Below are 24,011 nucleotides of genomic sequence, written 5' to 3' on the forward strand. Positions count from 1 at the left end.
TTTAATCATATTCGGACGATCTTTCGCATTATCATCCTTCCACGTTTTCGTTCCTTCTACTTTTGTTTGACCAACCTTTGTATTCGTAATGTCATAACCTTTTACTTCTGTTTGATATCCGTCTACTGCTTGTTCTTTCACTTCATACTTGTATGCCTTACCTTCGGCATCATATGCCGCTAAATCTTTGAATTCATATTTCCAACCTGTTGCTTCTGTTACTTCTTGCGTTGCAATCACTTTACCATTTTGTAGTAAGTCTACCTTAATCATCGTCGGACGATCTTTCGCATTATCGCCTTTCCACGTCTTCGTTCCTGAAACAGATGTAGTTTTCATCTTATTCGAAATTGGTAACTCAATTCCATTTACAGATCCTGATTTAACTTCGAAACTTACTTTTACTTGAGGATCGAAATCAACATAGTCTGGAGCTGAAACTTCTTGCACATAATATTTACCTGGTTGTAAATTAGGGATTTCAATTATCCCTTTTTCATCTGTTTTATATACATCTCCAACTTGTTCATCCGACTCTTTATACAATTTAAACGAAACATTTGGGATTAATTTTTCTTTATTCCCTTCAATATGCTTAACAATTCTTAGCGTTCCTTTTGGAACCTCGTTACCTTCGGCACCACCGCCAGCTGTCATATTTTCGACTGGATGAGTACCCGATTCAGTAACTGGTTCTTTGTTTAGAACTTGGTAATCAATCGTATAATCATTCTTAAAAAACTCTTGCTTCTTCCCAGCTTCCGTTATAGTAGATGTATAACCAATCGTAAAGGCAGCAAGACGTGCTTTATCCTTATTAAGCACAACTTTAAATGATCTGTCACCAGTAAAGGTAATCGTTCCGTAACCTTTCTTTTCAAACTCTTGTAGCGTTAAAGATCGACGACCTATATAATCATCTACAATTATATAGAAACTATCCTTATTAAGTGTTTGACCTTCCTGTAAATTATCAGTCACAACAATATCGCGACTTAACTCTTCTTTATTTAAGTTTATATTCAAGAACCAACGTACTTCATTGTCCTTGCCTGAGTTCATATCACCAGTTTTATAAAAAAACGGTGGCTTTCCAGGCTCTGTACCACCACCACTGCTTGGGCCGGTAATTGTTACAGATTGCTTATCTACATTTGTACCGAAATTGGTTTCAATCTCTTTCTTTTCATCCGTTCCTACATTAGCAGCTTCCACAAAAAAGTTTAAATACCCCTTAATATTTTGATGTGTACTCAGTTTATCATTAAATGTACATACCACAGTACCTGCAGTGACTTTACAAGTACCATAGTCATCTAATGGAAACTCTTTATCTAATCCTTTTAATTCTGGAGGCAGTGTTAATGTTAGTGTGTCTCCAGGTTTCAGCCTAAGTCCATCTTTTTCACTGAAGTTTACAGTTACTTTAGTCCGTTCTGTGGTACTTAGATTTGCTTTACCAATCTGAAAACTATCTACAAGTCCTGCTGTGTTTAACTCTTGTGCATTTGCTACTATAGGTAAAAGACTCTGACCTATAGTAAACATGAAAATCATTATAATCGAAAAAATTGAAGTAACTCTTTTTAAATACATATTTTATGTTATCCTCCTATAAAATTAAAAACAGATAGCTCCTGGTACAAACATACTATGACAAAGATTCTATTATTCAATGTCATTAAGCTATTTTACTTAAATATTTTTGATAGCTATTATCATCTTTTTCTCTTTTTTCAACCCTTCTATTGCTTAGAAACTTGAAGTTTGACTTTTATATAGACTCATCTAATTTCTCCGACATGTCTAAAGTATGGTATTTCTGGTCTATACTGTTTAACAAAAACAGATACAGGACAAATGTTGATAAAGAAATTCAAATTACAAATACACATGAACAGACCCTAGAACAACTTTACGTCAGAAGAAGATAATTCGAAAAGCACTCACGATAAAACTCATGACAGTCATTTGTCTTATTATGCCGTAGAGTTTCCGAAATTTCTTCATACCAAATGCAAACGTTTGCTCTATAAAATGTAAAAAATGTCATTGCCGGCAAGTATGGCCAAGCTACTCCACAGTAAATATGCATTGGGTCAACTTCCTTACGTATCCTCCTAAAGAATAACAAGAAGTACAATCTATAATCGAATTTAGCATATCAGCCGAGGAAAGTTCGAACTGTGAAACATACTTGGATACTCGTATTCTAAAAGATGTTATTGAAGATGCGTTTTCTGCCATTATGAGTTGAGGTGAAATTGGCCATATGTTAAAACCTTTTGTGTTTAGTTACACAGCCGACCTACACACCGAAACAAGTAGAACAAGAAGCGTTCCACCGCCAGCATTATATAATTAAAAACGCTCTGGATGAAGTATTGTTTGCCTATGCAAGATGAAAGTCATATTCTCCAAATTTGAATACAGTGGACCGAATTTGGGGGTAACTAAAAAAGAGTATGATTGTCAACTGATTTCATGTAAATCGTATAGAAATACGAAATTCAGCCTTTTCATTTTTGGAGTATATAAATGAGTGTCGAGAAAAAACCCTTTTCCTAATGGGTTCCATGGCTATGTCGAAGAATTAAAATGAGCTTATATATGATGATAATATCAAAACCGAGAAATTTATATCCTTTCATTATTTTTTATCAAATCATGAAACCTTTAATTGTACTATATGTACTATTATAAACATACCACCCCTAGTTTCTTGACTAAGTTGGAAGTTTTCAAGATTAATTACTAATTGTTTAAATACTTGGTTAGATGAATTGTTCTTTTAGTATTTGGCATAGCTGTAACAATGTTTTTTACAACAATCACACCATTTTCTAGTAACATTCCACCAACTAATAATACATATATGGATTTTTGATAATCTTACCCCCAACAGTCTATTATTCTAGAATCGTTCCTAAAAATCAATAGTTAATTGGTATTTTACTATTTTCACTCCATCACCATAACATATATTTGTCACATGTATTTAGATTAGAAAATTGGCACAGAAAAAGAGATAGCTTTGCCATCTCTTTTTCTGTTTCAACTTCCCCTTATCAAGCCACACGACTTTTCGGTGCTCTTCTTTCTTTGACTTCTGATCAGTCTATAGACTGATCAGAAGTTTATATATCAACTTGTATATCAATTCTAAACAAAAATAGACATCTTTTCTTTATTACATTTTTTCTGGTGCAGATACTCCTACGATTGCTAATGCATTTTGAAGTGTATTGCGTACTGCTTTCATTAATTCGTAACGAGCTTTACTTAATTCTAAGTTATCTTGGTTTAATACTTTTTCTGCGTTGTAGAAGCTGTGTAATGCTGCTGCTAATTCAAATGCATAGCTTGTAATGCGGTGTGGTAGACGTTTTTGCGCTGCATCTGCAACTACAGCTGGGAATTCACCAAGTTTTTTCAGTAACTCTACTTCTTTCTCTGAAGTAACAAGTTTGTAATTCACGTCTCCGCCTGTAGCTAATCCTAACTCTTCACCTTGACGAAGGATACTACATACACGAGCATGTGCATATTGTGCATAGTATACTGGGTTTTCATTAGATTTTGATACAGCTAAGTCCATATCGAAGTCTAAATGAGAATCACCGCTACGCATTGCGAAGAAGTATCGCATTGCGTCCACGCCTACTTCTTCCATAAGCTCACGAAGTGTAACTGCTTTACCTGTACGCTTACTCATTTTCATTTTTTCACCATTTTGGTACAGTTGTACCATTTGGATGATTTCTACTTCAAGTGTTTCTTTATCGTAACCTAGCGCTTGAATAGCAGCTTTCATACGAGGAATGTAACCGTGGTGGTCAGCACCCCAAATGTTGATTAGCTTATCGAAACCACGCTCTAATTTATCACGATGATAAGCGATATCTGGCGTTAAGTATGTGTAAGAACCGTCATTTTTAATTAATACACGGTTTTTATCGTCACCGTAAGTCATTGAACGGAACCAAGTTGCTCCGCCTTCTTCAAAGATTTCCTCACGTTCTTTTAATACAGCAAGAGCCTGATCAACTTTTCCGTTTTTGTATAATGATGTTTCTGAGAACCACACATCGAAGTTAACACGGAAGCTTTCTAAGTCTTTTTGAAGTTTTGCTAACTCATATTTCAAACCGTATGAACGATAGAAGTCATAGCTTTCTTCTGCATCAGCTTTTGCATAACGATCGCCAAACTCTTCTGCTAAACGTTTACCGATTCCAATGATGTCCGCACCATGGTAACCGTCTTCTGGCATTTCTTTTTCTAAACCTAAAGCTTGCATGTAACGAGCTTCAACAGAAAGAGCTAAGTTATGAATTTGGTTACCAGCATCATTAATGTAGTACTCACGAGATACATCGTATCCTGCTTTTGCTAATACGTTACATAAAGTGTCACCTACTGCCGCACCACGTGCATGTCCTAAGTGAAGATCGCCTGTTGGATTCGCAGATACGAACTCAATTTGTACTTTTTCACCTTTACCAGTATTCGTTTCACCGTATGCTTCACCAGCGTTGACGATTGTTGGGATTAAGTCTGTTAAGTAGCTATTATCCATGTAGAAGTTAATGAAACCAGGACCAGCGATTTCAATTTTTTCAATAGAAGCTTTTGCTTTATCGAAGTTTGCAACTAATTCTTCTGCAATCATACGAGGTGCTTTTTTCGCAACGCGTGCAAGTTGCATTGCCATATTTGTAGAGAAGTCACCATTTGTTTTATCTTTTGGAGATTCTAATACAACGTTTGGAATTTGTTCTTCTGTCGCTAATTCTGCCTTTAATACAGCAGCTTGAATTTCTTCTTTAATCAATCCTTTTACTTGTTCTAAAGAATTCATTATTTTGCCTCCTTCAAATTAATTGTAATTGTATATCTGCCAGCTTCTTGATCACTTAGAAGCAATGCGTACGTTAAGAAGAGTTGTCCTTTTTTCTTTTCATCCGACCATTTAAAAAGAACGTTATCAGTTTTCGTTTGCAATGCAAACGTACCAAGTTCACTCGTATACGTACCAGTTGTCCATTCACCTTTCACATGCGTCTGACGCATAGAAATAGCACCTGAACGCATAATGAGAACTTGTTCATCTTGAATTTTAATAATTGTTTTCACTTCGCCTTGTTCGTTCGGCTCTTGGAATGTTATATATGTACCTTGACCTTTTACATAGTATTGACCATTTGCTTCAAAAGCAACGGTTTCCTTCCTCGCCCCTTCACGGATTTCTGTTACGAAATGAACGTGTACCGGCAAGCCTGCAAGTTGTTTCTTCACGTCTTGCACACCTCTCAAATGTTATAGATATTAAATACTACTTATAATAAATCACTTTTCCTATCATATCAAAAAAAGACTCTGTCTGTCTGCTGAAAAATCAGGAAAACTCCTTTTCAAAAAATAATTCACCTTCACTTTATTTCATATGTTAAAATGTTTTTTAAATCTAAATATTCTTTCATTTCAAGGGGTGAATTTGGTGCTACCAACAAAATTAAAAAAAGGTGATGAAATAAGAGTTATTTCACCATCTTGTAGTTTAAGTATTGTCTCAAATACGAACCGAGAGCTTGCTACAAAAAGATTAACCGATATGGGCTTTCACGTTACATTCTCAAAAAATGCTGAAGAAATAGATCGCTTTTCTTCATCCTCTATTTCTTCACGAGTTCAAGATCTTCATGAAGCATTTAGAGACCCTAATGTAAAAGCAATTTTGACGACACTTGGCGGGTACAATTCTAATGGTTTATTGAAACATCTCGATTATGATTTAATTCGAGAAAATCCGAAGTTTTTCTGTGGCTATTCTGATATTACCGCTTTAAATAATGCCATTTACACAAAAACAGGCATCGTTACATATTCAGGACCCCACTTCTCTTCATTTGGAATGGAGAAAGGCCTCGATTATACGACCGATTACTTTTTAAAATGCTTAACTGCTAATGAGCCTATTGAAATATTGCCGGCTGAAACGTGGAGTGATGATTCTTGGTATGTTGATCAGGAAAATCGAGAATTTATTAAAAATAAAGGATATGTTTCAATTCAAGAAGGAGAAGCTACAGGAGATATTATTGGTGGTAATATGAGCACATTTAATTTACTGCAAGGCACGCCATATATGCCTAACTTACAGGACAAAATTTTATTTCTTGAAGAGGATAGTTTAACAGGAAAAGCTACCCTTAAAACTTTTGATCGATATTTACATTCTCTTATGCAGCAACCTGACTTTGAACATGTAAAAGGCATCGTTATAGGAAGAATGCAAAAAGGAGCAGAATGTACGATAGAAGACATTCTAGACATGATTGCTTCAAAGCCTGAACTTACACATATCCCTATCATTGCAAATGCAAGTTTCGGTCATACAACTCCTATTTTTACTTTTCCAATTGGTGGACGTGCACAAATTATTTCTAGTAAAGAAAACACATCTGTTACAATTTTAACGCACTAAAAAGGAGCGAATGATTCGCTCCTTTTATACTTTTTCTATTTTTTGCAATGCTTTCTGCGGGATGGATTCTTTCGGAACTTCAGCCCAGCCCTTTCCTTGCATACCTTTTGCATAAATCTTTATAAATGCACCTGCGTGTAATTCGCGGTTTACCATCTTTTTAATAACTTGCTGTTTCCCATCTTCTGTATAACCTTTAAATGTATATAAATATTCATCATCTTTTTTCTCGCCTTTATCTATAACTGCATAATAGTCTTGTATTTCTTTATTCGAAAAGAAGTTGTCTACAAAGGCATCAACACCTTCTGTTTTTGATTGTAAATAATATGCTGTACCACCTAAAATAATGGCGAAGACAGCTAAAACTTTCATTACCAATTTCATACATGCGCCTCCTGTTTGCACTTCTTTCTCACTAACCGTATGTCTATACCTGTATTATACGAAAAAAAGCATACTATACTCTATCGAAATGTCTTACACTTCCCTTACATTATTGTAAGACTTTTTCACCTTACAGCAATTTCCGGACAAAAAGTTTTTCCGTTTAACAAACTTTTATATTATTATTGAATGATACGAATTTTTATTACAAAAATCAAAGGAGACAGTTTTCAAATGGCTATCTTGCAAGGTTTAGCACTATTACTTGTTGTACTCTGTCTATTTACACTTTTTAGTTACCGTGCTCCTTACGGAATGAAAGCAATGGGTGCTTTAGCTAATGCAGCAATCGCGAGTTTTCTTATTGAAGCATTTCACCGTTATATCGGTGGAGAAATGTTTCATAATGACTTTTTACAATCAGTAGGAGAAGCTTCTGGTAGTATGAGCGGTGTCGCAGCGGCGATTTTAGTAGCATTAGCAATCGGTGTTTCGCCCGTATACGCTGTTTTAATCGGTATAGCTACTAGTGGGTTCGGTATTTTACCAGGATTTTTCGCTGGATACGTTTGTGCTTTCGTCGTGAAATTTCTTGAAAAGAAATTACCAGCTGGTGTAGAATTTTTAGCAATTCTATTTATTGCCGCACCAATTTCACGTGGAATGGCCATGCTTATGGATCCACTCGTTAACGCAACACTCGGTAAAATCGGTTCTATGATTTCAGTTGCAACTACAGAAAGTCCTATCATTATGGGGATTATGCTTGGTGGATTAATCACAGTTATTTCTACATCTCCACTAAGTTCTATGGCACTAACTGCAATGCTTGGATTAACTGGTTTACCAATGGCAATTGGTAGTCTTGCCGTAGCAGCTTCTGCCCCAATGAACTTCATTTTCTTTAAACGACTAAAAATCTGTTCAAAGAAAGATACAATCGCTGTGGCAATCGAGCCGTTAACACAAGCCGATGTTGTCTCAGCTAATCCAATTCCTATCTATATGACAAACTTTGTTGGCGGTGCGCTTGCCGGTATTATTACGTCGCTATTCCAGCTCGTTAATAATGCACCAGGGACAGCATCACCAATTCCAGGACTTCTCGTATTGTTCGGATTTAATGATGTAATAAAAGTAACGATTGCTGCCGTATTATGCGGAATCGTTACCACTATTGTTGGATACGTTGGTTCCATTGTGTTCCGCAAATATCCAATCCGTTCTGCTGATGAAATTCGCGGAATTACTTCGGAAGAGAACGTTGCATAAGAAAAAGAGCTGTTCTCATCGTTTGAGAATAGCTCTTTTTTATGTCGCGTGGCGGTAAGTGAAATTTTATAGAACACAACTCCGCATATGTCGACGCAAATTAAAATATATCGAACATAACTTTCATTATATCGACCGCAACTTGAATTATATCGGCGATTCGGCAAAAAATATCGACTTACCGAAACATAACGACAAAAGTAAAAACCTCCTAGTTCGCGTCTAGGGGCTTTTACTTTATCTAGCTAACGGCTAGAATGATCGGTGGCTTCACTTTTACTTTACCCAACCGAGCAGCATTTCCCGCACGAATTTGCTTGCTGCGATTGGTGTTTGATCACTATGATCGTAGACTGGAGCTACTTCTACTAAGTCTGCTCCGACTACTTTTATATTTGAATTTGCAATTGCTACGATGGACTCTAATAGTTCTTTAGATGTGATACCTCCAGCTTCTAATGTTCCTGTTCCAGGAGCGTGAGCTGGGTCTAATACGTCAATGTCAATTGTGACATAGACTGGGCGTCCTGCAAGTTTCGGTAATACTTCTTTTAACGGTTCTAATACGTCAAATTTATATAAGTTCATGCCTACTTCTTTTGCCCATTCGAATTCTTCCTTCATTCCAGAACGAATACCGAAAGAATATACGTTTTCCGGACCAATTAAATCGCACACTTTACGAATTGGTGTAGAGTGCGATAAAGGCTCTCCCTCATACGACTCACGTAAATCAGTATGAGCATCCATATGGATGATTGCTAAATCCGGATATTTTTTTGCCATTGCCTTAAAAATTGGCCAAGACACTAAGTGCTCTCCGCCGAGACCTAGTGGAAACTTACCAGCATCTAATAGTTTTGCTACATATTCTTCAATCATGTCTATGCTGCGCTGTGGGTTCCCAAATGGTAATGGAATATCACCCGCATCAAAATACTTTACTTCTTCTAGTTCACGATCTAAATATGGACTGTATTCCTCTAGTCCAATCGATACTTCACGAATACGTGCAGGGCCGAAGCGAGAACCTGGACGGTAACTTACTGTCCAATCCATTGGCATCCCGTAAATAACTGCCTCTGACTCTTCAAAACTTGGATGACTTTTAATAAATACTTTACCTGAATAAGCTTCATCAAAACGCATACTCTTTTCCTCCTTATGTGGAACTTAAGGTATCCCAACCTTTCACTATTTCTCAAATTTGGAGCATACAGCTCCTCTTTCTCGATTTACCGGGGTCTTCTTTTTTAACGATAAGAAGACGATTTTCTTTACAGAAGTGTAAGTAGCTAGCATGTTCAAGCCTTCTGGACAAACACCTTAAATGAACTACTTACACCTTATTTGTTCAACCTCGATTTTCTTACTTAATTAAATCGCCAACAAATTTCGGTAGTGCGAATGCTGCATTGTGCAATTCTTTTGTGTAATATTTCGTTTCGATTTCATGGAAACGTTCTTCACTTACTTCTAATGGATCATGTTTTTTAGATCCGATTGTGAACGTCCAAAGTCCACTTGGATACGTCGGAATGTTTGCTGTGTATAGACGAGTAATTGGGAAGATCTCTTTTACGTCTTTAAATACAGTTGTAATTAGTTCTGGCGTAAACCAAGGGTTGTCCGTTTGGGCAACAAAAATACCATCTTCTTTTAGCGCTTTTGAAATTCCAGCGTAGAAGCCTTTTGTAAATAAGTTTACTGCTGGGCCTACTGGCTCAGTAGAATCTACCATAATTACGTCATATTCGTTTTCACTTTCTGCGATGTGTAGGAAACCGTCTCCTACTTTTACTTCTACACGCTCATTATCTAATGCACCTGCAATTGATGGTAAGTACTGCTTAGAGTACTCAATTACTTTTCCATCGATTTCAACAAGAGTTGCTTTCTTCACGCTTGGGTGTTTTAACACTTCACGAATAACACCACCATCGCCGCCACCTACAACTAATACGTTTTCAGGGTTTGGATGTGTAAATAAAGGTACGTGCGCTACCATTTCATGATAAACGAACTCGTCCTTTTCTGTTGTCATAACCATGCCGTCTAAAATAAGCATGTTTCCGAACTCTTCCGTTTCAACCATATCAAGTTTTTGGAATTCTGTTTGCTCCGTATGTAATGTGCGGTTAATACGCGCCGTAATCCCAAAATGTTTTGTTTGTTTTTCAGTGAACCATAGTTCCATCGTACAATCACGCCTTTCAATGCAAATTTATAATAGGGACATCATTAATGTCCCCTAACAAAAATAAAACAAAACATCCAAAAAGTATAGTTAAAAGTACAAAAATACCGAAAATATATTTTAGTCAGAGGGTTCTAACATATATGTAAAAAGGGTTTGCTCTGTAATAGGAAAGAAAACCCTTTCTTAAGAAAGGGCTTTTGTCTCTATTTCTACCGGTTTACGAATCGGAATTAAGATCATAACGCAACCAACTAACACAACAATTCCACCGACTAAAAACGGGCTTTGCGGCGAAACTGTATGACCGATAACTCCTGATAAAATTGGAGCAATCGCGCCTCCTAACCAACGAACGAAGTTATAAACACCTGATGTAACAGATCTTTCATAAGGTGAAATATCCATTACATAACTTGTAAATAACGCATTATTTAATCCTGATGCTAACCCAGATAGAACAATTAACACGATTTGTAACCACATAATTTTCACCAAGAATAGTGCAATTAATAACATCGCAAATACGAGTAAGCTACCCTTTAACACTGTTTTCGGTTCATATTTACCTTCTAGCTTATGTGCTAAAATTGCTGATCCGTAAGCTAGCGCTAATCCCCATCCACAAAATACAAAACCTAATTGAATAGCAGATAAGTGCATAATAAGTGGTGAATATGCTAAAACGACAAAAAATCCGTAGTAGTATAACATCCCTGAAATGGCACCTTGCATAAACGGTTTATACTTCACCAAGTTAAGTAATTCTCCCATGCCTGCTGCTTTACGCTTCACTTTTCGCTCCGGTTCTTTTACAAAAAAGAAAACTAAAATAAATGCTAAGGAAATTAAAATACTCGTCGCAAAAAATGGGTAACGCCAAGATTGCCCACCTAATATACCGCCTAATAATGGTCCACCTGCCATCCCTAAACCAATAGCTGCTTCATATAATCCTACTGCTTCATGAACTTCTTTACTTAATGCAATTAATAATGTCATCGCCGTCGCGAAGAACATCGCATTTCCTAATCCCCACCCAGCGCGGAAAAGAGATAATTGAGCAATCGTTTGCGATATACCACATATAAATGCAAATACAGTCACAATCGCAAGACCAATCGTCATCATTCGTTTATCACCAAATCTTGATGCAAATATTCCAGCTGGTAACATCATAATTGCCATCGTTAAAATATATGCTGTAAATAACATCTCGACTTGCCAATGCGATGCACCAATTTGTTCAGCAATACTTGGTAAAATCGGATCGACTACCCCTATACCCGAAAAGGCAAGGAAGGTAGCCACCACTGTAATCAATCTCCCTAATTTTTGTTTGCTCTCCATTTTGATTACTCTCCTTTTGTATTCTCTAAAAATGTAACTGCCCGGCTTAAACTATCCTCTAGCTCCGCCTTCACGCGCTGCATTTGCTCCATTTTCTCGTCTAACGTTTGCATTTGTTTTTCGAGCATCTCTTTAATCTCATGAATAACTTCACGGTCACGAGGATTTTCACTATTTCTTCTTTGTTCCATTCTTTCTTTTAACGATAAGAAATTTTGCATTTCTTGAAGCGTAATTCCTAGCACTTCTTTCGCTTCCACAATCTTTTTAATTCTTGCAATGTCCTCATCTGTATACAGGCGAATGTTTCCCTCACTTCGTTCTGGGGGATGAATTAAACCAATTTCCTCATAATAACGAAGTGTACGCTTTGTTAAACCAACTTGCTTTGTTACTTCATCGATTTTATACATGTTTATTCCTCCCTTCACTTGATTATTACATTTTACGTTAACGTTAACTTTTATGCAACTGTTAGACTTTTGTAAATGTTTGTCCTATTCAATTGTATTTTTTCCAAGGCAGTTTCATAATGAAGAAAAAGGGATGATAAGGAGATTTTCACATGAATAAACCACTTATTTTCGCTCACCGCGGGGTAAAAGGGACACATCCAGAGAATACGATGATTGCCTTTCAAGAAGCCGAACGCATTGGTGCTCATGGAATTGAACTTGATGTCCATTTATCAAAAGATGGTGAACTTGTCGTAATTCACGACGAAACCGTCGATCGTACAACAAATGGCATAGGACTTGTTTCTGAAAAAACTGTAGAGGAATTACAAACTCTAGATGCTGGTAGCCATAAAGACCCTTCTTTCCATGAGGCGAAAATCCCAACGTTACGAGAAGTATTTATTTGGCTCTCTACAACAAATTTACAACTTAACATTGAGTTAAAAACAGATGTTATTCACTATCCAAATATTGAAGAAAAGGTCGTTGCTCTTGTTCGTGAATATCATCTATCCAATCAAATTGCATTTTCATCATTTAACCACGATTCCGTTTCATTATTAGCAGAAATTGCTCCAGAAATTCCAAGAGCGATTTTGTACGATACACCACTTGCAGATCCTATTGCTGAAGCAAACAAACGTGGGGCAACGGGATTACATCCAAACTTTCAATTATTAACGAAAGAGTTTATCCAATTAGCACAAGGGCAAGGATACGTTTTTCGCCCTTACACCATTAATGAATATAAAGATTTACAAACTATGATTGATTATGGCGTAGATGTTATTATTACCGATTGGCCAGCGCGTGCTTTTGAGCTTCTTTCTTAAATGAAGGGGCTCTTTTTATTTTAGAAATTTCATTGTTTAAAATAAACGAAAACCCTCAATACTAATACAATAATGCTTGTATTAATGAGGGGCTGAAAAAGATGGATCAAACTATGAATCCAAAACTTAAAAAATATAAACGTCTTTTCTTCACCGTAATGTTTTCTTGTGTTCTTTTTTTCGTTTTTTCCTTTTTTATTATCATTATAGCTGCAAAAATTATGGGACCTCCCCCTGTTGCGGTTCCGCAAACGAGTGTCTTTTACGCTAATGATGACACTGTTATAGGACAAAGTAATGAAATGCAAAAACGCTATAATGTATCTCTCGATGAAATTTCTCCCTATGTAAAAGAAGCGACACTATCTATTGAAGATCAACGATTCTACAAACATCACGGCTTTGATATGAAGCGCATTGCTGGTGCCATTGTTGCCGATTTAAAAGCAATGGCAAAAGTACAAGGTGCTAGTACTATTACACAACAGTATGCTCGTAACCTATACTTAGATCATGATAAAACGTGGAAGCGTAAACTATTAGAAGCAATGTATACCGTTCGTCTTGAAGTGAATTATAATAAAAATCATATTTTAGAAGGATATTTAAATACAATTTATTACGGGCATGGTGCTTACGGAATCGAAGCTGCTTCTCGCCTGTATTTCGATAAAACTGCAAAAGAATTAACATTAGCAGAAGCTAGTATGCTCGCAGGTATTCCGAAAGGACCTAGCTTCTACTCTCCCTTTTTAAAAGAAGAGCGTGCTAAAGGCCGTCAATCTCTCATACTAAATGAGATGGTAGAACAAGGTTATATTACAAAACAGCAAGCTACCTCGGCAAAAAAGGAAACACTTACTTTTGCCTCATTGGATACGAAAAAAGTTGCAGAAATTGCACCTTATTTCCAAGATGCTGTACAAGCTTCTCTTCTTCGTGACATCGGATTAGATGAGCAAGCCTTACAACGAGGTGGCTTACGTATTTATACAACGCTAGACCCTAAATTACAATCTGTAGCAGAGCAAGCTGTAAAAAATCATATACCTGAAACAACAAACATCCAAACTGCCCTCGTCTCTATGAATCCAAAAACGGGTGAAGTGGCTGCCCTTGTTGGTGGAACTGATTATAATACGAGTCAATTTAACAGAGCTACACAAGCTGCTCGTCAGCCCGGCTCTACATTTAAGCCGTTCCTATATTATGCAGCCTTAGAACGAGGATTTACCCCTGCTACGCGCTTAAAAAGCGAATACACTGTATTCACTTTAGGTGATGGTGTTTCCAAATATAAACCGAAAAATTATAAAAACTATTATGCAGACGATTTTGTGACAATGGCACAAGCACTCGCCGTTTCTGATAACGTATATGCTGTGAAGACGAATTTATTTTTAGGCGAAGACATTCTTACAAAAACAGCGAAGCAATTCGGTATTACTAGCGCCTTAAAAGATGTTCCGTCTCTTGCTCTCGGCACATCTCCTGTAAAACCAATTGAAATGGTCAATGCTTATAGCATGTTTGCAAACGGCGGGAAAGAAGTAAAACCAATCTTTATACGGCGCATCGTTGATCATGAAGGAAATATGCTATACGACGCTCATCTAGAAAGTAAACAAGTTCTCGATAAAAGCAAAGCTTTTGTGATGGAAGAAATGATGGCAGGTATGTTTAATAAAAAACTAAGCAGTTATGCCGCTGTGACCGGTCAATCAATGTTATCAAAACTATCAAGAACATATGCTGGAAAGTCTGGTTCTACAGAAACTGATAGTTGGATGATTGGCTTTACCCCGCAACTTGTAACAGGGGTTTGGGTTGGGTACGATCAACCTAAGTCCATTTCAAACGTAGCAGAACAAGGATACGCGAAAAAAATATGGACCGATACGATGGAAAAAGGATTAGATGGACAGCCTAAAAAAGAATTCAAACAACCAACAGATGTTGTTGCAGTCGATGTTAATCCTGAAAACGGTAAGATTGCTACAAAAAATTGTCCCATTTCTGTGAAAATGTATTTCGCAAAGGGCACAGAGCCAACTGAATATTGTATGGATCACGTTGATGATAAAGAAGAGTTTGAAAAGGTTAGTGAAGAGAAGAAAAAGACGGGTTGGTGGAAGAAATATCTCCCGTGGTAAGAAAGAAGGCTATTGTCATTCTTTGTCGGTAAATCGATATTCCTTGTCGAATCATTGATATATTTTGAGTTATGTTAGATATATTTTAAACATCGTTGATATATTTCAAGTTACGTTAGATATATTCTAAAAATCATTGATATACTTTCATATTCCATGGTCCTATTCACAAAATAAAAAGGATGCCTCACTAGTCAAAAATCGACTAATGAGACATCCTTTTCTTTTATTCACCTAATAATGCGTGGCGCAATTCTTCACTAGATTCGTTCCAAATTGCTTCGTTATGCTCTTTTAAGAATGTACCAAGTACTTTTTTAGATGATTCATCCATATGATCAATCATGATGTGACGCTTTAGTGATTTATCCATTTTGTTTACATGCTCTGGAAGTGATTTATATCCGCGGCGAATTTCACGGTCAACTGTCATTTCACAGGCTGTTGCACCTGCGTAATAAGCACCGTTTGGTGTTCTTTCAATTGTTACCCAAACGAGCCAAAACGGTTTCCCGTTTGGAACTTCATCTTTATTTGTTAAAAACTTAATTCCTTTTTCTACTGTACTACGCGCATGCATCGCACCGATATCAACGAACGCAGTTTTCTCTAATACATCAACAAATACAGGAGAAATATTTTCTAGGCTTAATGCCCCAACACCAAACCCACCATGTCCATCTGTTGAGTCGTTCTTTACAATATTAAAACCGATTTTTTTCTTTTTCTCTGTCATATGTAAATTCCTCCTCGCTTAATGATTATAAAAGCCCGAAAATAGGCGCAATGATACTTTGTAAAAATACTAATACATATGGAATAACAACATTGAAAATAGGCTGAATTGTGTAATTGCTAAGCGGTGTAATAACAAGAATTAATAACGCAATTGATCCATACTTTTCATACTGTGTCATTTTCGCACGAATATTTGCTGGTGCTAAATCTTCCACAACGCGATATCCATCAAGTGGCGGAATTGGTAATAAGTTAAATACAAGTAAAACAATATTAAGCATAATAAAAATTTGGAAGAATTGACCCAGCGTATCTGCTACTGCAGGTGGAATCGTATCTAACACACCAAATGTTATTAAGCTATACCAAATAATTAAACCAATTGCGCTTAAGATAAGATTACTTATCGGTCCCGCGATAGAAACTAATATTCCCGCAAGACGCGGTCTTTTAAAGTTATACGGATTAACAGGCACCGGTCTTGCCCAACCGAATCCAAGAATTAATACAGCAATCATCCCGATAGGATCTAAATGAGCCATCGGTGATAACGTTAACCGTCCTTGTTTTTTCGCTGTATCGTCTCCAAATTTATATGCAACATACGCATGTGCAAATTCATGCACAGATAGCGCAATAATAATCGCCATTGCTACCAATGGAATTTGGTGCAACGGGTATCTAAATAACTGATCCATAACTCATCTCCTCTTCCATATGTCAAAAAAAGAAATTATTTGTTTTTCCGATTGTTCTTCCTCATAATCCGCTATAATAAGAGTGTAACTTACATAAAAGGAGCGATTGTACATGCCATACGTAACAGTGAAAATGCTAGAAGGACGCACAGAGGAACAAAAGAAAGCTCTTGCTGAGAAAGTAACAGCAGCAGTAAGCGAAACAACTGGTGCTCCTGAAGAAAACATCGTTGTTTTCATCGAAGAAATGTCTAAAAACCATTATGCAGTTGGCGGAAAACGCTTAAGCGACAAATAATTTCAAGTTTTTTCATAAGAAGCAGCTCTTAGCTGCTTCTTATTTCTTTCCTTCTAACAACTCGATAATTCTCTCTTTATATTTTCCTTTTCTTCCATCTTCATAGATTAAATCATGCGGATAGAATAACTTTTGATCCGTTCTCTTCTTACCCGTAATCGCCTCAACAATATCCGATTCACGTGAAAGCTCTCTAAGTTCTCCGTTCGGCATAAGAAGTAAGATTGGCAGACGCTCTTCTTCTTCTCCTGCGCGGTAAAAATCGTACGGTAAGTCTGATGTTGAATCAACAACTAAATAATACTCTGGATCGAGTCCAATCTTTTTAAATAAGCTACTTAGCTCCATCCAATTATCTAAACCGTGCTTATCAGTAAACTCTACATATTTAAATAGATTTCGATTCATAAAACGGCGGCATAAGTCACTTAAAATTGGATCTTCTTCGTCTTGCCATACTTGGAAGTAATAATACATTACGTTCTCGTCTAACTTTAAATAATCCTCTACTGTTACCTCTTCTTCAAATAAAGAATAGAAATGAACAGGATGATTTTTAAACGCATAATACTTCTCATGCAATGATTTAGCTCGGTGCAAAATCTTCGTTAAAATAACTTCTGCACTACGCGTTACCGGATGGAAATATACTTGCCAATACATTTGATAACGGCTCATAATATAATGCTCTACAGCATGCATACCACTATTCTTAATGACGACTTGATTCCCATATGGACGCATTACGCGCAGTATACGTTCCATATCAAAGTTGCCATACTTTACACCTGTGAAATAAGCATCCCTTAATAAATAATCCATACGATCAGCATCAATTTGACTTGAAATCATACTAATCGCTAGTTTATTAGTAGATGTTTTCGCAATGACATCTGCTACCTTTTGCGGGAAATCCTTATCAACACGGCTTAACACATCATTAATTTCCGTATTACCAACGATAATCTTTTGTGTAAACTTCTCATGATCTAACGAAAATACTTTTTCAAACGAGTGAGAAAACGGGCCGTGACCGACATCATGAAGCAATGCCGCACATAAACACAATAATCTATCTTCAGCATTCCAATTTGGTCTGCCATCAAACACATCATCAATCATACGACGAATAATTTCATACACACCTAACGAATGAGTAAAGCGACTATGCTCTGCACCGTGAAATGTAAAAAATGTCGTTCCAAGCTGCTTAATACGGCGCAAGCGTTGAAATTCTTTCGTTCCGATTAAATCCCAAATAACGCGATCACGCACGTGTACGTATTTATGTACTGGGTCTTTAAACACTTTTGTTTCGCTGAGTTTGTCGTTTAAATATACCACTTTCCGACATCCCCCTTTCTTTACTGCATTCTTACTATATATTATAAACGATATAGGAAACAGAAAGAAATGAAAGACTATATTAATTCCTGTTATATAAAGAAAAATCACTTTTACCGACGTAAAAGTGATTTTTCTTTATATATTATTTTCCTAAAACAAATTCAGCAACTTCGTCTAAGATCATTTCTTTACCTAGTGGGAAGTATCCTTTGTTTAGATCTTCATTGCTAATTGTGAATACGTGATTATTTTTAACAGCGTTCATGTTTTTCCAAATTGATTCTTCTTGGAATTCTTTTAGACGCTGAGAACCGTCACCAGTTGTAAATACGAATAAGTAATCTGGGTTGTAATCGATTAAAGCTTCTTTTTGTACTTGTACTAGCGGTTTATCAGTTGGTGTACCTTTAACTGCTGGTAACTTTAAGTCATTAAAGATTACGCTACCGTAACCGTAGTCACCGTATACGCGGAAAGCATTTGGATATGCAGCCATTTTCATGAATGTTGCATCGCCAGTTTTAGCGATGATTTTGTCATGTAATTTGCTTGCTTTTTCATCATACTGCTTGAACCATTCTTTTGTTTCTTTCTCTTTACCGAAGATTTGACCTACTTCTTCGAATTTTGGACGCCATTGGTCTAATGGAGTTTTTAACATAACTGTTGGTGCAATTTTAGATAATTGATCATAAATCTTTTCTTGACGATTGTTTACAAGAATTAAGTCTGGTTTTGCAGCAGCTACTGCTTCGATGTTAATTTTATCGCCCCAAGCAGAACCTACTGGTTTCACACCTTCTAATTTCTTTGCAATATATCCATCAATTTTTTCTTGTGTTGTATTTGCAGTAATAATCGGTTTCATACCGAAAATTAATAATTCTTCTGTTGAACCACTAAGGTCAGCAATTTTCTTTGGATTTGCAGGAATTTTAATTTCCCCTTTTGCATGTTGTACAGTGCGCTCTTCAACCTTCGCATCTGCTTTCTTTTCTTCTTCTTTGTTAGAACAAGCTGCAAATAGTACAGAAGTAACAACTAGTACCATTGCTAACAGTGCCATTTTAAAATTCTTCATATCCCCACTCCTTCTAGCTGTATTTCTCTTATAATTTGCATTTAACTATAAGAAACGAAAACAACATTTAATTAATATATTTTTATTAATTGTTGTTTATAGCCCGTTCTAACGGGCGTTCAACTTCCCATCCATAGGTAAGAAGCTCAACGTCCATTAGAACTCCCCCTCTTACCTCTTTAAGAGGGGGAAATTCTATTAATTATGCTTTTTTACGCAATTGATTATTAATCATCGCTAAATCGTATGTTAAACAAATTGGTTTACAGTTTACTGGACATGGAACGATTTGAGCTTCGATCTCAAATACATTTCGAAGCGTTTCACTTGTCATAACTTCATCTGGCGTTCCTTGTTTCATTAACTTCCCAGCTTTTAATGCAATCATATGATCTGAGAAACGAGAAGCATGATTTAAGTCGTGAATAACCATAACAATCGTTCTGCCTTCTTCTTTGTTTAACTTCTTCAGTAAGTTTAATACTTCAAGTTGATGAGCCATATCTAAGTATGTTGTTGGTTCATCTAACACGAGTAAGTCTGTTCCTTGTGCAAGAGCCATCGCAATCCATACACGTTGACGCTGACCACCTGATAAAGCTTCTGCTGGACGATTTGCGAATTCTGTCATCCCCGTCACTTCAAGTGCCCAATGAATGTAGCGATAATCCTCTTCTTTCAATGTTCCAAATCCTTTTTGATGAGGAAAACGTCCATATGAAACAAGTTCAAACACAGTAAGGCCTGTTGGCACTTCTGCAGTTTGTGGTAAAATCGCCATTTTCTTTGCGATTTCTTTCGTTGGCTGTTTCTCAATTGCTTTTCCATCAAGATAAACAGTACCTCGTTTTGCTTTCAAAATACGAGAAGCCGTTTTTAATAATGTGGATTTCCCACAACCATTTGGTCCAATAATCGTTGTAATTTGCCCTTCCGGAATTTCAACTGTTAATCCATCTATAATTAACCCTTCATTATAACCAACAGATACCGCATCAACTGCTAAAGTTGCCATACAAAAAGCCTCCCTTTATTTTGTCCTCATAAGTAAATATATGAAATATGGTGCGCCAATTACAGAAATAACAAGACCGACCGGTATTTCTGAAGTTGGTAACACACTTCTTGAAATTACATCTGCAAATAAAAGCAAGAACGTTCCTATTAATGCAGCCGTTGGTAACATAATTTGATGCTTTCCACCAACGAGGCTTCTCGCTAAATGCGGAGCCATTAAACCGATAAAACCAATGCCGCCCGCAACGGCAACAGATGCACCAGCTAAACAAACTGCAATAAATAATAATTTACGTCTTTCCTTTTCTACGTTTACACCAAGGCCAACTGCTGTAGAGTCGCCTAAATTCATTACATTTAATATGTGCGCTTTACTAATGGCAAGTGGTAAGAAAATAACCATCCATGGGAGTACACTTAGTACGAACTTCCAATCTGTTCCCCATAAACTTCCTGCCAACCAAATCGTTGCAAAACGGAAGTCGTTAGATGTCATCTTCATAGAAAAAATTAAACTAACAGCACCAAATCCGGCTGCAACAGCGATACCAACAAGAATTAATCGAGTGGATGAAACGCCGTCTTTCCATGCTAGTAAATAAATAATAACCGCTGCTAATATCGCACCAACTAGCGCGAAGAATGGCAGGATAAATACAGATAAAAATGTACCAGTTCCAACTTTTCCAAAGAAAAAGTAAACGAATACAACAACTGTTAATCCCGCTCCCGCGTTAATACCTATAATACCTGGATCAGCAAGTGGGTTTCGTGATAACCCTTGCAAAATTGCACCTGACATAGCTAATGCAGAACCAACTAATATAGCAATAACCATACGTGGCATACGAAATTCAAATAAAATAACAGATTGATCTTCTGCACCTAATCCAACCAATGACTTTAATACATCTATTGGAGGTATTTTAAATGTTCCTGTATTTAAGCTTACTAAAAATACAGCAACAATTAATCCTACTAAAATCGTTAAAATAGAAACGTTCTTTTTTGTTAAGACGCTCGTCCTCACATTTTTCCTCTCCCTTCATTACGTGCTAAGTAGAGGAAGAATGGAACTCCAATTAGCGCTGTAATTGCTCCAATTGGCGTTTCAAATGGTGGATTAATAACGCGAGATAACATATCTGCACATTCAATTAACAATCCACCTAAGACTGCAGAACATGGAATAACCCATCTATAGTCTGAGCCTACAAGGAAACGAGTCATATGCGGAATTACAAGTCCAACAAATCCAACTGATCCTGCCATAGAAACCGCAGAACCTGTTAATACAAGAACAAGTACTGTTCCGATAAATTTAATTAATGTCGTATTTTGACCAAGTCCAATCGCAATTTCTTCACCAAAGCTTAAAATTGTAATATATCTCGACATCATAATTGCTATAACGAGACAAACAAGACCAATCGGTACTAACATATTAATACTTTGCCATTTCACTCCGGCAACACCGCCTGCATTCCACATACTTACCTCTTGGGCAAGGTTGAAATACAATGCAATTCCAGATGAAATTGCCCCTAATAAAGCACTAATTGCCGCACCAGCTAAAGCTAATTTCACAGGCGTTAACCCACCTGGTGAAGAAGACCCAATACCGTATACAATGCTCGCTCCAAACGCAGCTCCAATAAAAGATGCGATAACAAACATTAAATAAGGTGAATTAGGGAAGAATGCATACATAATTGCAATCCCGAATACAGCACCATCTGTAATCCCCATTAACGATGGGGATGCAAGTGGATTTCGTGTCATACCTTGCATAATTGCTCCTGATACCGCTAAAAAGGCACCTGCAACTACGCCCCCTATTGCTCTAGGCATGCGAAGTTCTTTAATTACGTTATGATGCGTTATAGACCCATCAAACTGAAATACAGCTTGCCAAACGGTCTTTAAACTAATATCTGCTGCACCAAACGAAATAGAAACTGCCATGCTTAAAGCTAACAAAATTGTGCCCGCTATTAAAATAATAGAAGCAACGAGTGGTCTGCTCTTAATCTCTTTAACATTCACATCTTGCTGCTCTATACTCCTTGCGCTCGCTTCCATCCCTCAACCATCCTAACCAACAACATATATTTAATAAAATGAAATTTATTCTCAAATAGTAATAAAAAAATTAGGTGAATTGACCTTTTTATGATAATGATTATCAGAATCATACTTTCTATTCTACCTAGCGCCCCAAAAGGCTGTCAACCATTATTTTGAAATACGAACTCATACAAAGCACTATCTCATGGGCATAAAAAAAGAAGAGTAATCTGTTCACTCTTCTTTTTCTTACTTATTTAACTTTACTTCAATTTTTGTAATTAATTCATCTTCTGTTGGAGCTGCAACTGGACGATTATTTACAAATGCGAATGATTTTTTACGACCAGGACCGCAGTAAGACTGACATCCAACTTCAATCGTTGCACATGAATCTACTTTTTTTAACTTCGGAATCAGCGTTTTAACGTTCGTCGCCTGACAATCATCGCACACACGAAATTCGTTTCCCATTATATATAACACTTCCTCTATTTTAAACTTTTCACAAGTACATTTAAAAATAAACACTAAATGGTATTTTACCGCTCTTTGAAGCTTGTTGCAAGTCTCCGGGCGTAGCTCTATTCCTATATAAGGCTACCTATTTTTTATATTTTCTCCTTCAAAAGCTTTCATCATTCATAGCCACATTTCTTCTCTTCATTGAAATCTACCATATTTTTAAAAGCTTTGTATAAAAGCTCATTTTTTTGCCCATTATAAAAATAGGAAGTTCATAAAAAGAAAGGGAGTTGAATCTATGAAAGTAAGACAAGATGCTTGGACAGACGAGGACGATTTATTACTTGCTGAAACAGTGCTTCGCCATGTTCGAGAAGGAAGTACTCAATTAAATGCTTTTGAAGAAGTAGGAGATCAGTTAAATCGCACATCTGCTGCTTGTGGTTTCCGCTGGAATGCTGTTGTTCGCTATAGCTATGAACAAGCTCTTCAACTAGCAAAAAAACACCGTAAAGATAAAATGCGTGCTGCGGGCGGTGAACAGGCAAAAAAACGTTTACTTTATACACCACCAGCTTCAGGGGCGATAACTGATTATGAAGAACACGTACCGTATGAAACAGCTGTTCAATATACAGAAGCTATTCCATATCAAGAGCCGACTGTTCCTGCTTCAAAAAACTCAATAACAATGCAAGATGTTATTTACTTTCTACAAACAGTTGGATCTTCAAATATAAAAGTAACAGCTCTTGAAAACGAGAATACGAGATTGAAACAAGAAATTAAAGCGCAAATACTGCGAAGTGAAGAACTAGAAAATAAACTAGAAAAATTAGAACAACAATCTCATACTGTACAAGAGGATTACGAAACACTTATGAATATTATGAACCGCGCTCGTAAATTAGCAGTAATGGATGATGAGGAACGCCCACAAACATCTTTCAGAATGGATCGAAATGGTAACTTAGAAAAAATTGCAGAATAAAAAGGATGCATGCAATGCATCCTTTTTATTCTTTCACTTCAAAATTCCCCTTTATCCCGCTATTTGCGGGCAGTAAAACTCCCACCTCAAAATTCAGCTGGAGCAAAGAAGTTAGGTGGGAGTCGGGCTGCCCGTAAACGCCCGATTGGTGAAGGCTAATAATCAGTGGGGG

22 protein-coding genes are annotated in these 24,011 nt (G+C 36.7%); 6 read left to right on the top strand and 16 right to left on the bottom strand.

From position 1 onward, the window contains the following. From MR071_RS08830 to MR071_RS08840, 3 genes are all read right to left on the bottom strand, one after another. On the bottom strand, window positions 1–1,596 hold a 1,596-nt coding region (locus MR071_RS08830; protein WP_242235730.1), incomplete at its 3' end, for a Cna B-type domain-containing protein. A 1,594-nt stretch (window positions 1,597–3,190) separates the two neighbouring features. After that, entirely contained in the window at window positions 3,191–4,861 is a 1,671-nt protein-coding gene (gene argS, locus MR071_RS08835; protein WP_105586790.1) for an arginine--tRNA ligase, read from the bottom strand. Beyond that, entirely contained in the window at window positions 4,861–5,298 is a 438-nt protein-coding gene (locus MR071_RS08840; protein WP_105586789.1) for a YwiB family protein, read from the bottom strand. The genes argS and MR071_RS08840 overlap by 1 nt, the downstream gene beginning before the upstream one ends. 148 nt (window positions 5,299–5,446) lie before the next feature. Here MR071_RS08840 and MR071_RS08845 point away from each other — a divergent pair, with 148 nt between their 5' ends. After that, entirely contained in the window at window positions 5,447–6,487 is a 1,041-nt protein-coding gene (locus MR071_RS08845; RefSeq protein WP_242235732.1) for a S66 family peptidase, read from the top strand. 24 nt (window positions 6,488–6,511) lie between these two features. Here the strand turns inward: MR071_RS08845 and MR071_RS08850 are convergent, their stop codons facing one another. After that, window positions 6,512–6,874, bottom strand: coding sequence for a YxeA family protein (locus MR071_RS08850; RefSeq protein WP_105586787.1), 363 nt, complete (start codon window positions 6,872–6,874; stop codon window positions 6,512–6,514). A gap of 234 nt (window positions 6,875–7,108) precedes the next feature. Here MR071_RS08850 and MR071_RS08855 point away from each other — a divergent pair, with 234 nt between their 5' ends. Beyond that, complete coding sequence (locus tag MR071_RS08855; protein WP_002159743.1) at window positions 7,109–8,146, top strand: PTS sugar transporter subunit IIC; 1,038 nt, start codon at window positions 7,109–7,111, stop codon at window positions 8,144–8,146. A 276-nt stretch (window positions 8,147–8,422) separates the two neighbouring features. Here the strand turns inward: MR071_RS08855 and speB are convergent, their stop codons facing one another. From speB to MR071_RS08875, 4 genes are all read right to left on the bottom strand, one after another. Further along, the gene (gene speB, locus MR071_RS08860; protein WP_025147017.1) at window positions 8,423–9,295 is read right to left on the bottom strand and encodes an agmatinase; all 873 of its coding nucleotides are present in this window, start codon (window positions 9,293–9,295) and stop codon (window positions 8,423–8,425) included. 220 nt (window positions 9,296–9,515) lie between these two features. Beyond that, window positions 9,516–10,343, bottom strand: coding sequence for a polyamine aminopropyltransferase (speE, locus tag MR071_RS08865; RefSeq protein WP_000424696.1), 828 nt, complete (start codon window positions 10,341–10,343; stop codon window positions 9,516–9,518). Window positions 10,344–10,529: 186 nt separating this feature from the next. Then, complete coding sequence (locus tag MR071_RS08870; protein WP_242235734.1) at window positions 10,530–11,693, bottom strand: MFS transporter; 1,164 nt, start codon at window positions 11,691–11,693, stop codon at window positions 10,530–10,532. A 5-nt stretch (window positions 11,694–11,698) separates the two neighbouring features. Next, window positions 11,699–12,106: a MerR family transcriptional regulator gene (locus tag MR071_RS08875; RefSeq protein ID WP_242235735.1), complete on the bottom strand. Its 408-nt coding sequence runs from the start codon at window positions 12,104–12,106 to the stop codon at window positions 11,699–11,701. A gap of 152 nt (window positions 12,107–12,258) precedes the next feature. On the opposite strand from MR071_RS08875, the gene MR071_RS08880 reads away from it, so the two are divergent. After that, a complete protein-coding gene (locus MR071_RS08880; protein WP_105586783.1) occupies window positions 12,259–12,984 on the top strand; it encodes a glycerophosphodiester phosphodiesterase in 726 nt (241 codons plus the stop codon). 101 nt (window positions 12,985–13,085) lie between these two features. Further along, on the top strand, window positions 13,086–15,137 hold the full coding sequence (locus tag MR071_RS08885; protein ID WP_242235737.1) for a transglycosylase domain-containing protein: 2,052 nt from the start codon (window positions 13,086–13,088) through the stop codon (window positions 15,135–15,137). A 226-nt stretch (window positions 15,138–15,363) separates the two neighbouring features. On the opposite strand, the gene MR071_RS08890 is transcribed toward MR071_RS08885, so the two are convergent. Together MR071_RS08890 and MR071_RS08895 are read right to left on the bottom strand one after the other, a co-directional pair. Next, window positions 15,364–15,873: a YwhD family protein gene (locus MR071_RS08890; protein WP_002016357.1), complete on the bottom strand. Its 510-nt coding sequence runs from the start codon at window positions 15,871–15,873 to the stop codon at window positions 15,364–15,366. Between the two features lie 25 nt (window positions 15,874–15,898). Continuing rightward, window positions 15,899–16,573 (bottom strand): site-2 protease family protein, encoded by a 675-nt coding sequence (locus MR071_RS08895; protein WP_242235739.1) that lies wholly within the window; start codon window positions 16,571–16,573, stop codon window positions 15,899–15,901. 112 nt (window positions 16,574–16,685) lie between these two features. Here MR071_RS08895 and MR071_RS08900 point away from each other — a divergent pair, with 112 nt between their 5' ends. After that, entirely contained in the window at window positions 16,686–16,871 is a 186-nt protein-coding gene (locus tag MR071_RS08900) for a 2-hydroxymuconate tautomerase (RefSeq protein WP_001147171.1), read from the top strand. 39 nt (window positions 16,872–16,910) lie between these two features. On the opposite strand, the gene MR071_RS08905 is transcribed toward MR071_RS08900, so the two are convergent. From MR071_RS08905 to MR071_RS08930, 6 genes are all read right to left on the bottom strand, one after another. Continuing rightward, the gene (locus MR071_RS08905) at window positions 16,911–18,215 is read right to left on the bottom strand and encodes an HD domain-containing protein (protein ID WP_105586780.1); all 1,305 of its coding nucleotides are present in this window, start codon (window positions 18,213–18,215) and stop codon (window positions 16,911–16,913) included. A gap of 145 nt (window positions 18,216–18,360) precedes the next feature. After that, the gene (locus MR071_RS08910; RefSeq protein WP_242235742.1) at window positions 18,361–19,299 is read right to left on the bottom strand and encodes an ABC transporter substrate-binding protein; all 939 of its coding nucleotides are present in this window, start codon (window positions 19,297–19,299) and stop codon (window positions 18,361–18,363) included. Between the two features lie 202 nt (window positions 19,300–19,501). Continuing rightward, window positions 19,502–20,314 carry an ABC transporter ATP-binding protein gene (locus MR071_RS08915; protein WP_000212073.1) on the bottom strand — a complete coding sequence of 271 codons (813 nt, stop codon included), beginning with the start codon at window positions 20,312–20,314 and terminating at the stop codon, window positions 19,502–19,504. 15 nt (window positions 20,315–20,329) lie between these two features. Further along, window positions 20,330–21,346, bottom strand: coding sequence for a FecCD family ABC transporter permease (locus MR071_RS08920; protein ID WP_105586779.1), 1,017 nt, complete (start codon window positions 21,344–21,346; stop codon window positions 20,330–20,332). Next, window positions 21,343–22,398, bottom strand: a complete 1,056-nt coding sequence (locus MR071_RS08925) for a FecCD family ABC transporter permease (protein ID WP_002123699.1) — start codon at window positions 22,396–22,398, stop codon at window positions 21,343–21,345. The genes MR071_RS08920 and MR071_RS08925 overlap by 4 nt, the downstream gene beginning before the upstream one ends. Window positions 22,399–22,632: 234 nt before the next feature. Further along, entirely contained in the window at window positions 22,633–22,857 is a 225-nt protein-coding gene (locus MR071_RS08930; protein ID WP_000526076.1) for a YuzB family protein, read from the bottom strand. Between the two features lie 289 nt (window positions 22,858–23,146). Here MR071_RS08930 and MR071_RS08935 point away from each other — a divergent pair, with 289 nt between their 5' ends. After that, a complete protein-coding gene (locus MR071_RS08935) occupies window positions 23,147–23,839 on the top strand; it encodes an RsfA family transcriptional regulator (protein WP_105586778.1) in 693 nt (230 codons plus the stop codon). Window positions 23,840–24,011 lie beyond the last annotated feature (172 nt).

This window comes from Bacillus cereus group sp. BfR-BA-01316, assembly GCF_022664195.1.
Taxonomy (GTDB): Bacteria; Bacillota; Bacilli; order Bacillales; family Bacillaceae_G; genus Bacillus_A.

Excerpts from the sequence above, each read along its gene's own strand:
- MR071_RS08895 (WP_242235739.1), bottom strand. The coding sequence starts at position 16,573 with ATGGATCAGTTATTTAGATACCCGTTGCACCAAATTCCATTGGTAGCA.
- MR071_RS08935 (WP_105586778.1), top strand. The coding sequence starts at position 23,147 with ATGAAAGTAAGACAAGATGCTTGGACAGACGAGGACGATTTATTACTT.
- MR071_RS08900 (WP_001147171.1), top strand. The coding sequence starts at position 16,686 with ATGCCATACGTAACAGTGAAAATGCTAGAAGGACGCACAGAGGAACAA.
- MR071_RS08910 (WP_242235742.1), bottom strand. The coding sequence starts at position 19,299 with ATGAAGAATTTTAAAATGGCACTGTTAGCAATGGTACTAGTTGTTACT.
- argS (WP_105586790.1), bottom strand. The coding sequence starts at position 4,861 with ATGAATTCTTTAGAACAAGTAAAAGGATTGATTAAAGAAGAAATTCAA.
- MR071_RS08880 (WP_105586783.1), top strand. The coding sequence starts at position 12,259 with ATGAATAAACCACTTATTTTCGCTCACCGCGGGGTAAAAGGGACACAT.
- MR071_RS08845 (WP_242235732.1), top strand. The coding sequence starts at position 5,447 with ATGTTAAAATGTTTTTTAAATCTAAATATTCTTTCATTTCAAGGGGTG.
- MR071_RS08850 (WP_105586787.1), bottom strand. The coding sequence starts at position 6,874 with ATGAAATTGGTAATGAAAGTTTTAGCTGTCTTCGCCATTATTTTAGGT.
- MR071_RS08890 (WP_002016357.1), bottom strand. The coding sequence starts at position 15,873 with ATGACAGAGAAAAAGAAAAAAATCGGTTTTAATATTGTAAAGAACGAC.
- MR071_RS08875 (WP_242235735.1), bottom strand. The coding sequence starts at position 12,106 with ATGTATAAAATCGATGAAGTAACAAAGCAAGTTGGTTTAACAAAGCGT.
- speB (WP_025147017.1), bottom strand. The coding sequence starts at position 9,295 with ATGCGTTTTGATGAAGCTTATTCAGGTAAAGTATTTATTAAAAGTCAT.
- MR071_RS08855 (WP_002159743.1), top strand. The coding sequence starts at position 7,109 with ATGGCTATCTTGCAAGGTTTAGCACTATTACTTGTTGTACTCTGTCTA.
- MR071_RS08870 (WP_242235734.1), bottom strand. The coding sequence starts at position 11,693 with ATGGAGAGCAAACAAAAATTAGGGAGATTGATTACAGTGGTGGCTACC.
- MR071_RS08930 (WP_000526076.1), bottom strand. The coding sequence starts at position 22,857 with ATGGGAAACGAATTTCGTGTGTGCGATGATTGTCAGGCGACGAACGTT.
- MR071_RS08885 (WP_242235737.1), top strand. The coding sequence starts at position 13,086 with ATGGATCAAACTATGAATCCAAAACTTAAAAAATATAAACGTCTTTTC.
- MR071_RS08925 (WP_002123699.1), bottom strand. The coding sequence starts at position 22,398 with ATGGAAGCGAGCGCAAGGAGTATAGAGCAGCAAGATGTGAATGTTAAA.
- speE (WP_000424696.1), bottom strand. The coding sequence starts at position 10,343 with ATGGAACTATGGTTCACTGAAAAACAAACAAAACATTTTGGGATTACG.
- MR071_RS08915 (WP_000212073.1), bottom strand. The coding sequence starts at position 20,314 with ATGGCAACTTTAGCAGTTGATGCGGTATCTGTTGGTTATAATGAAGGG.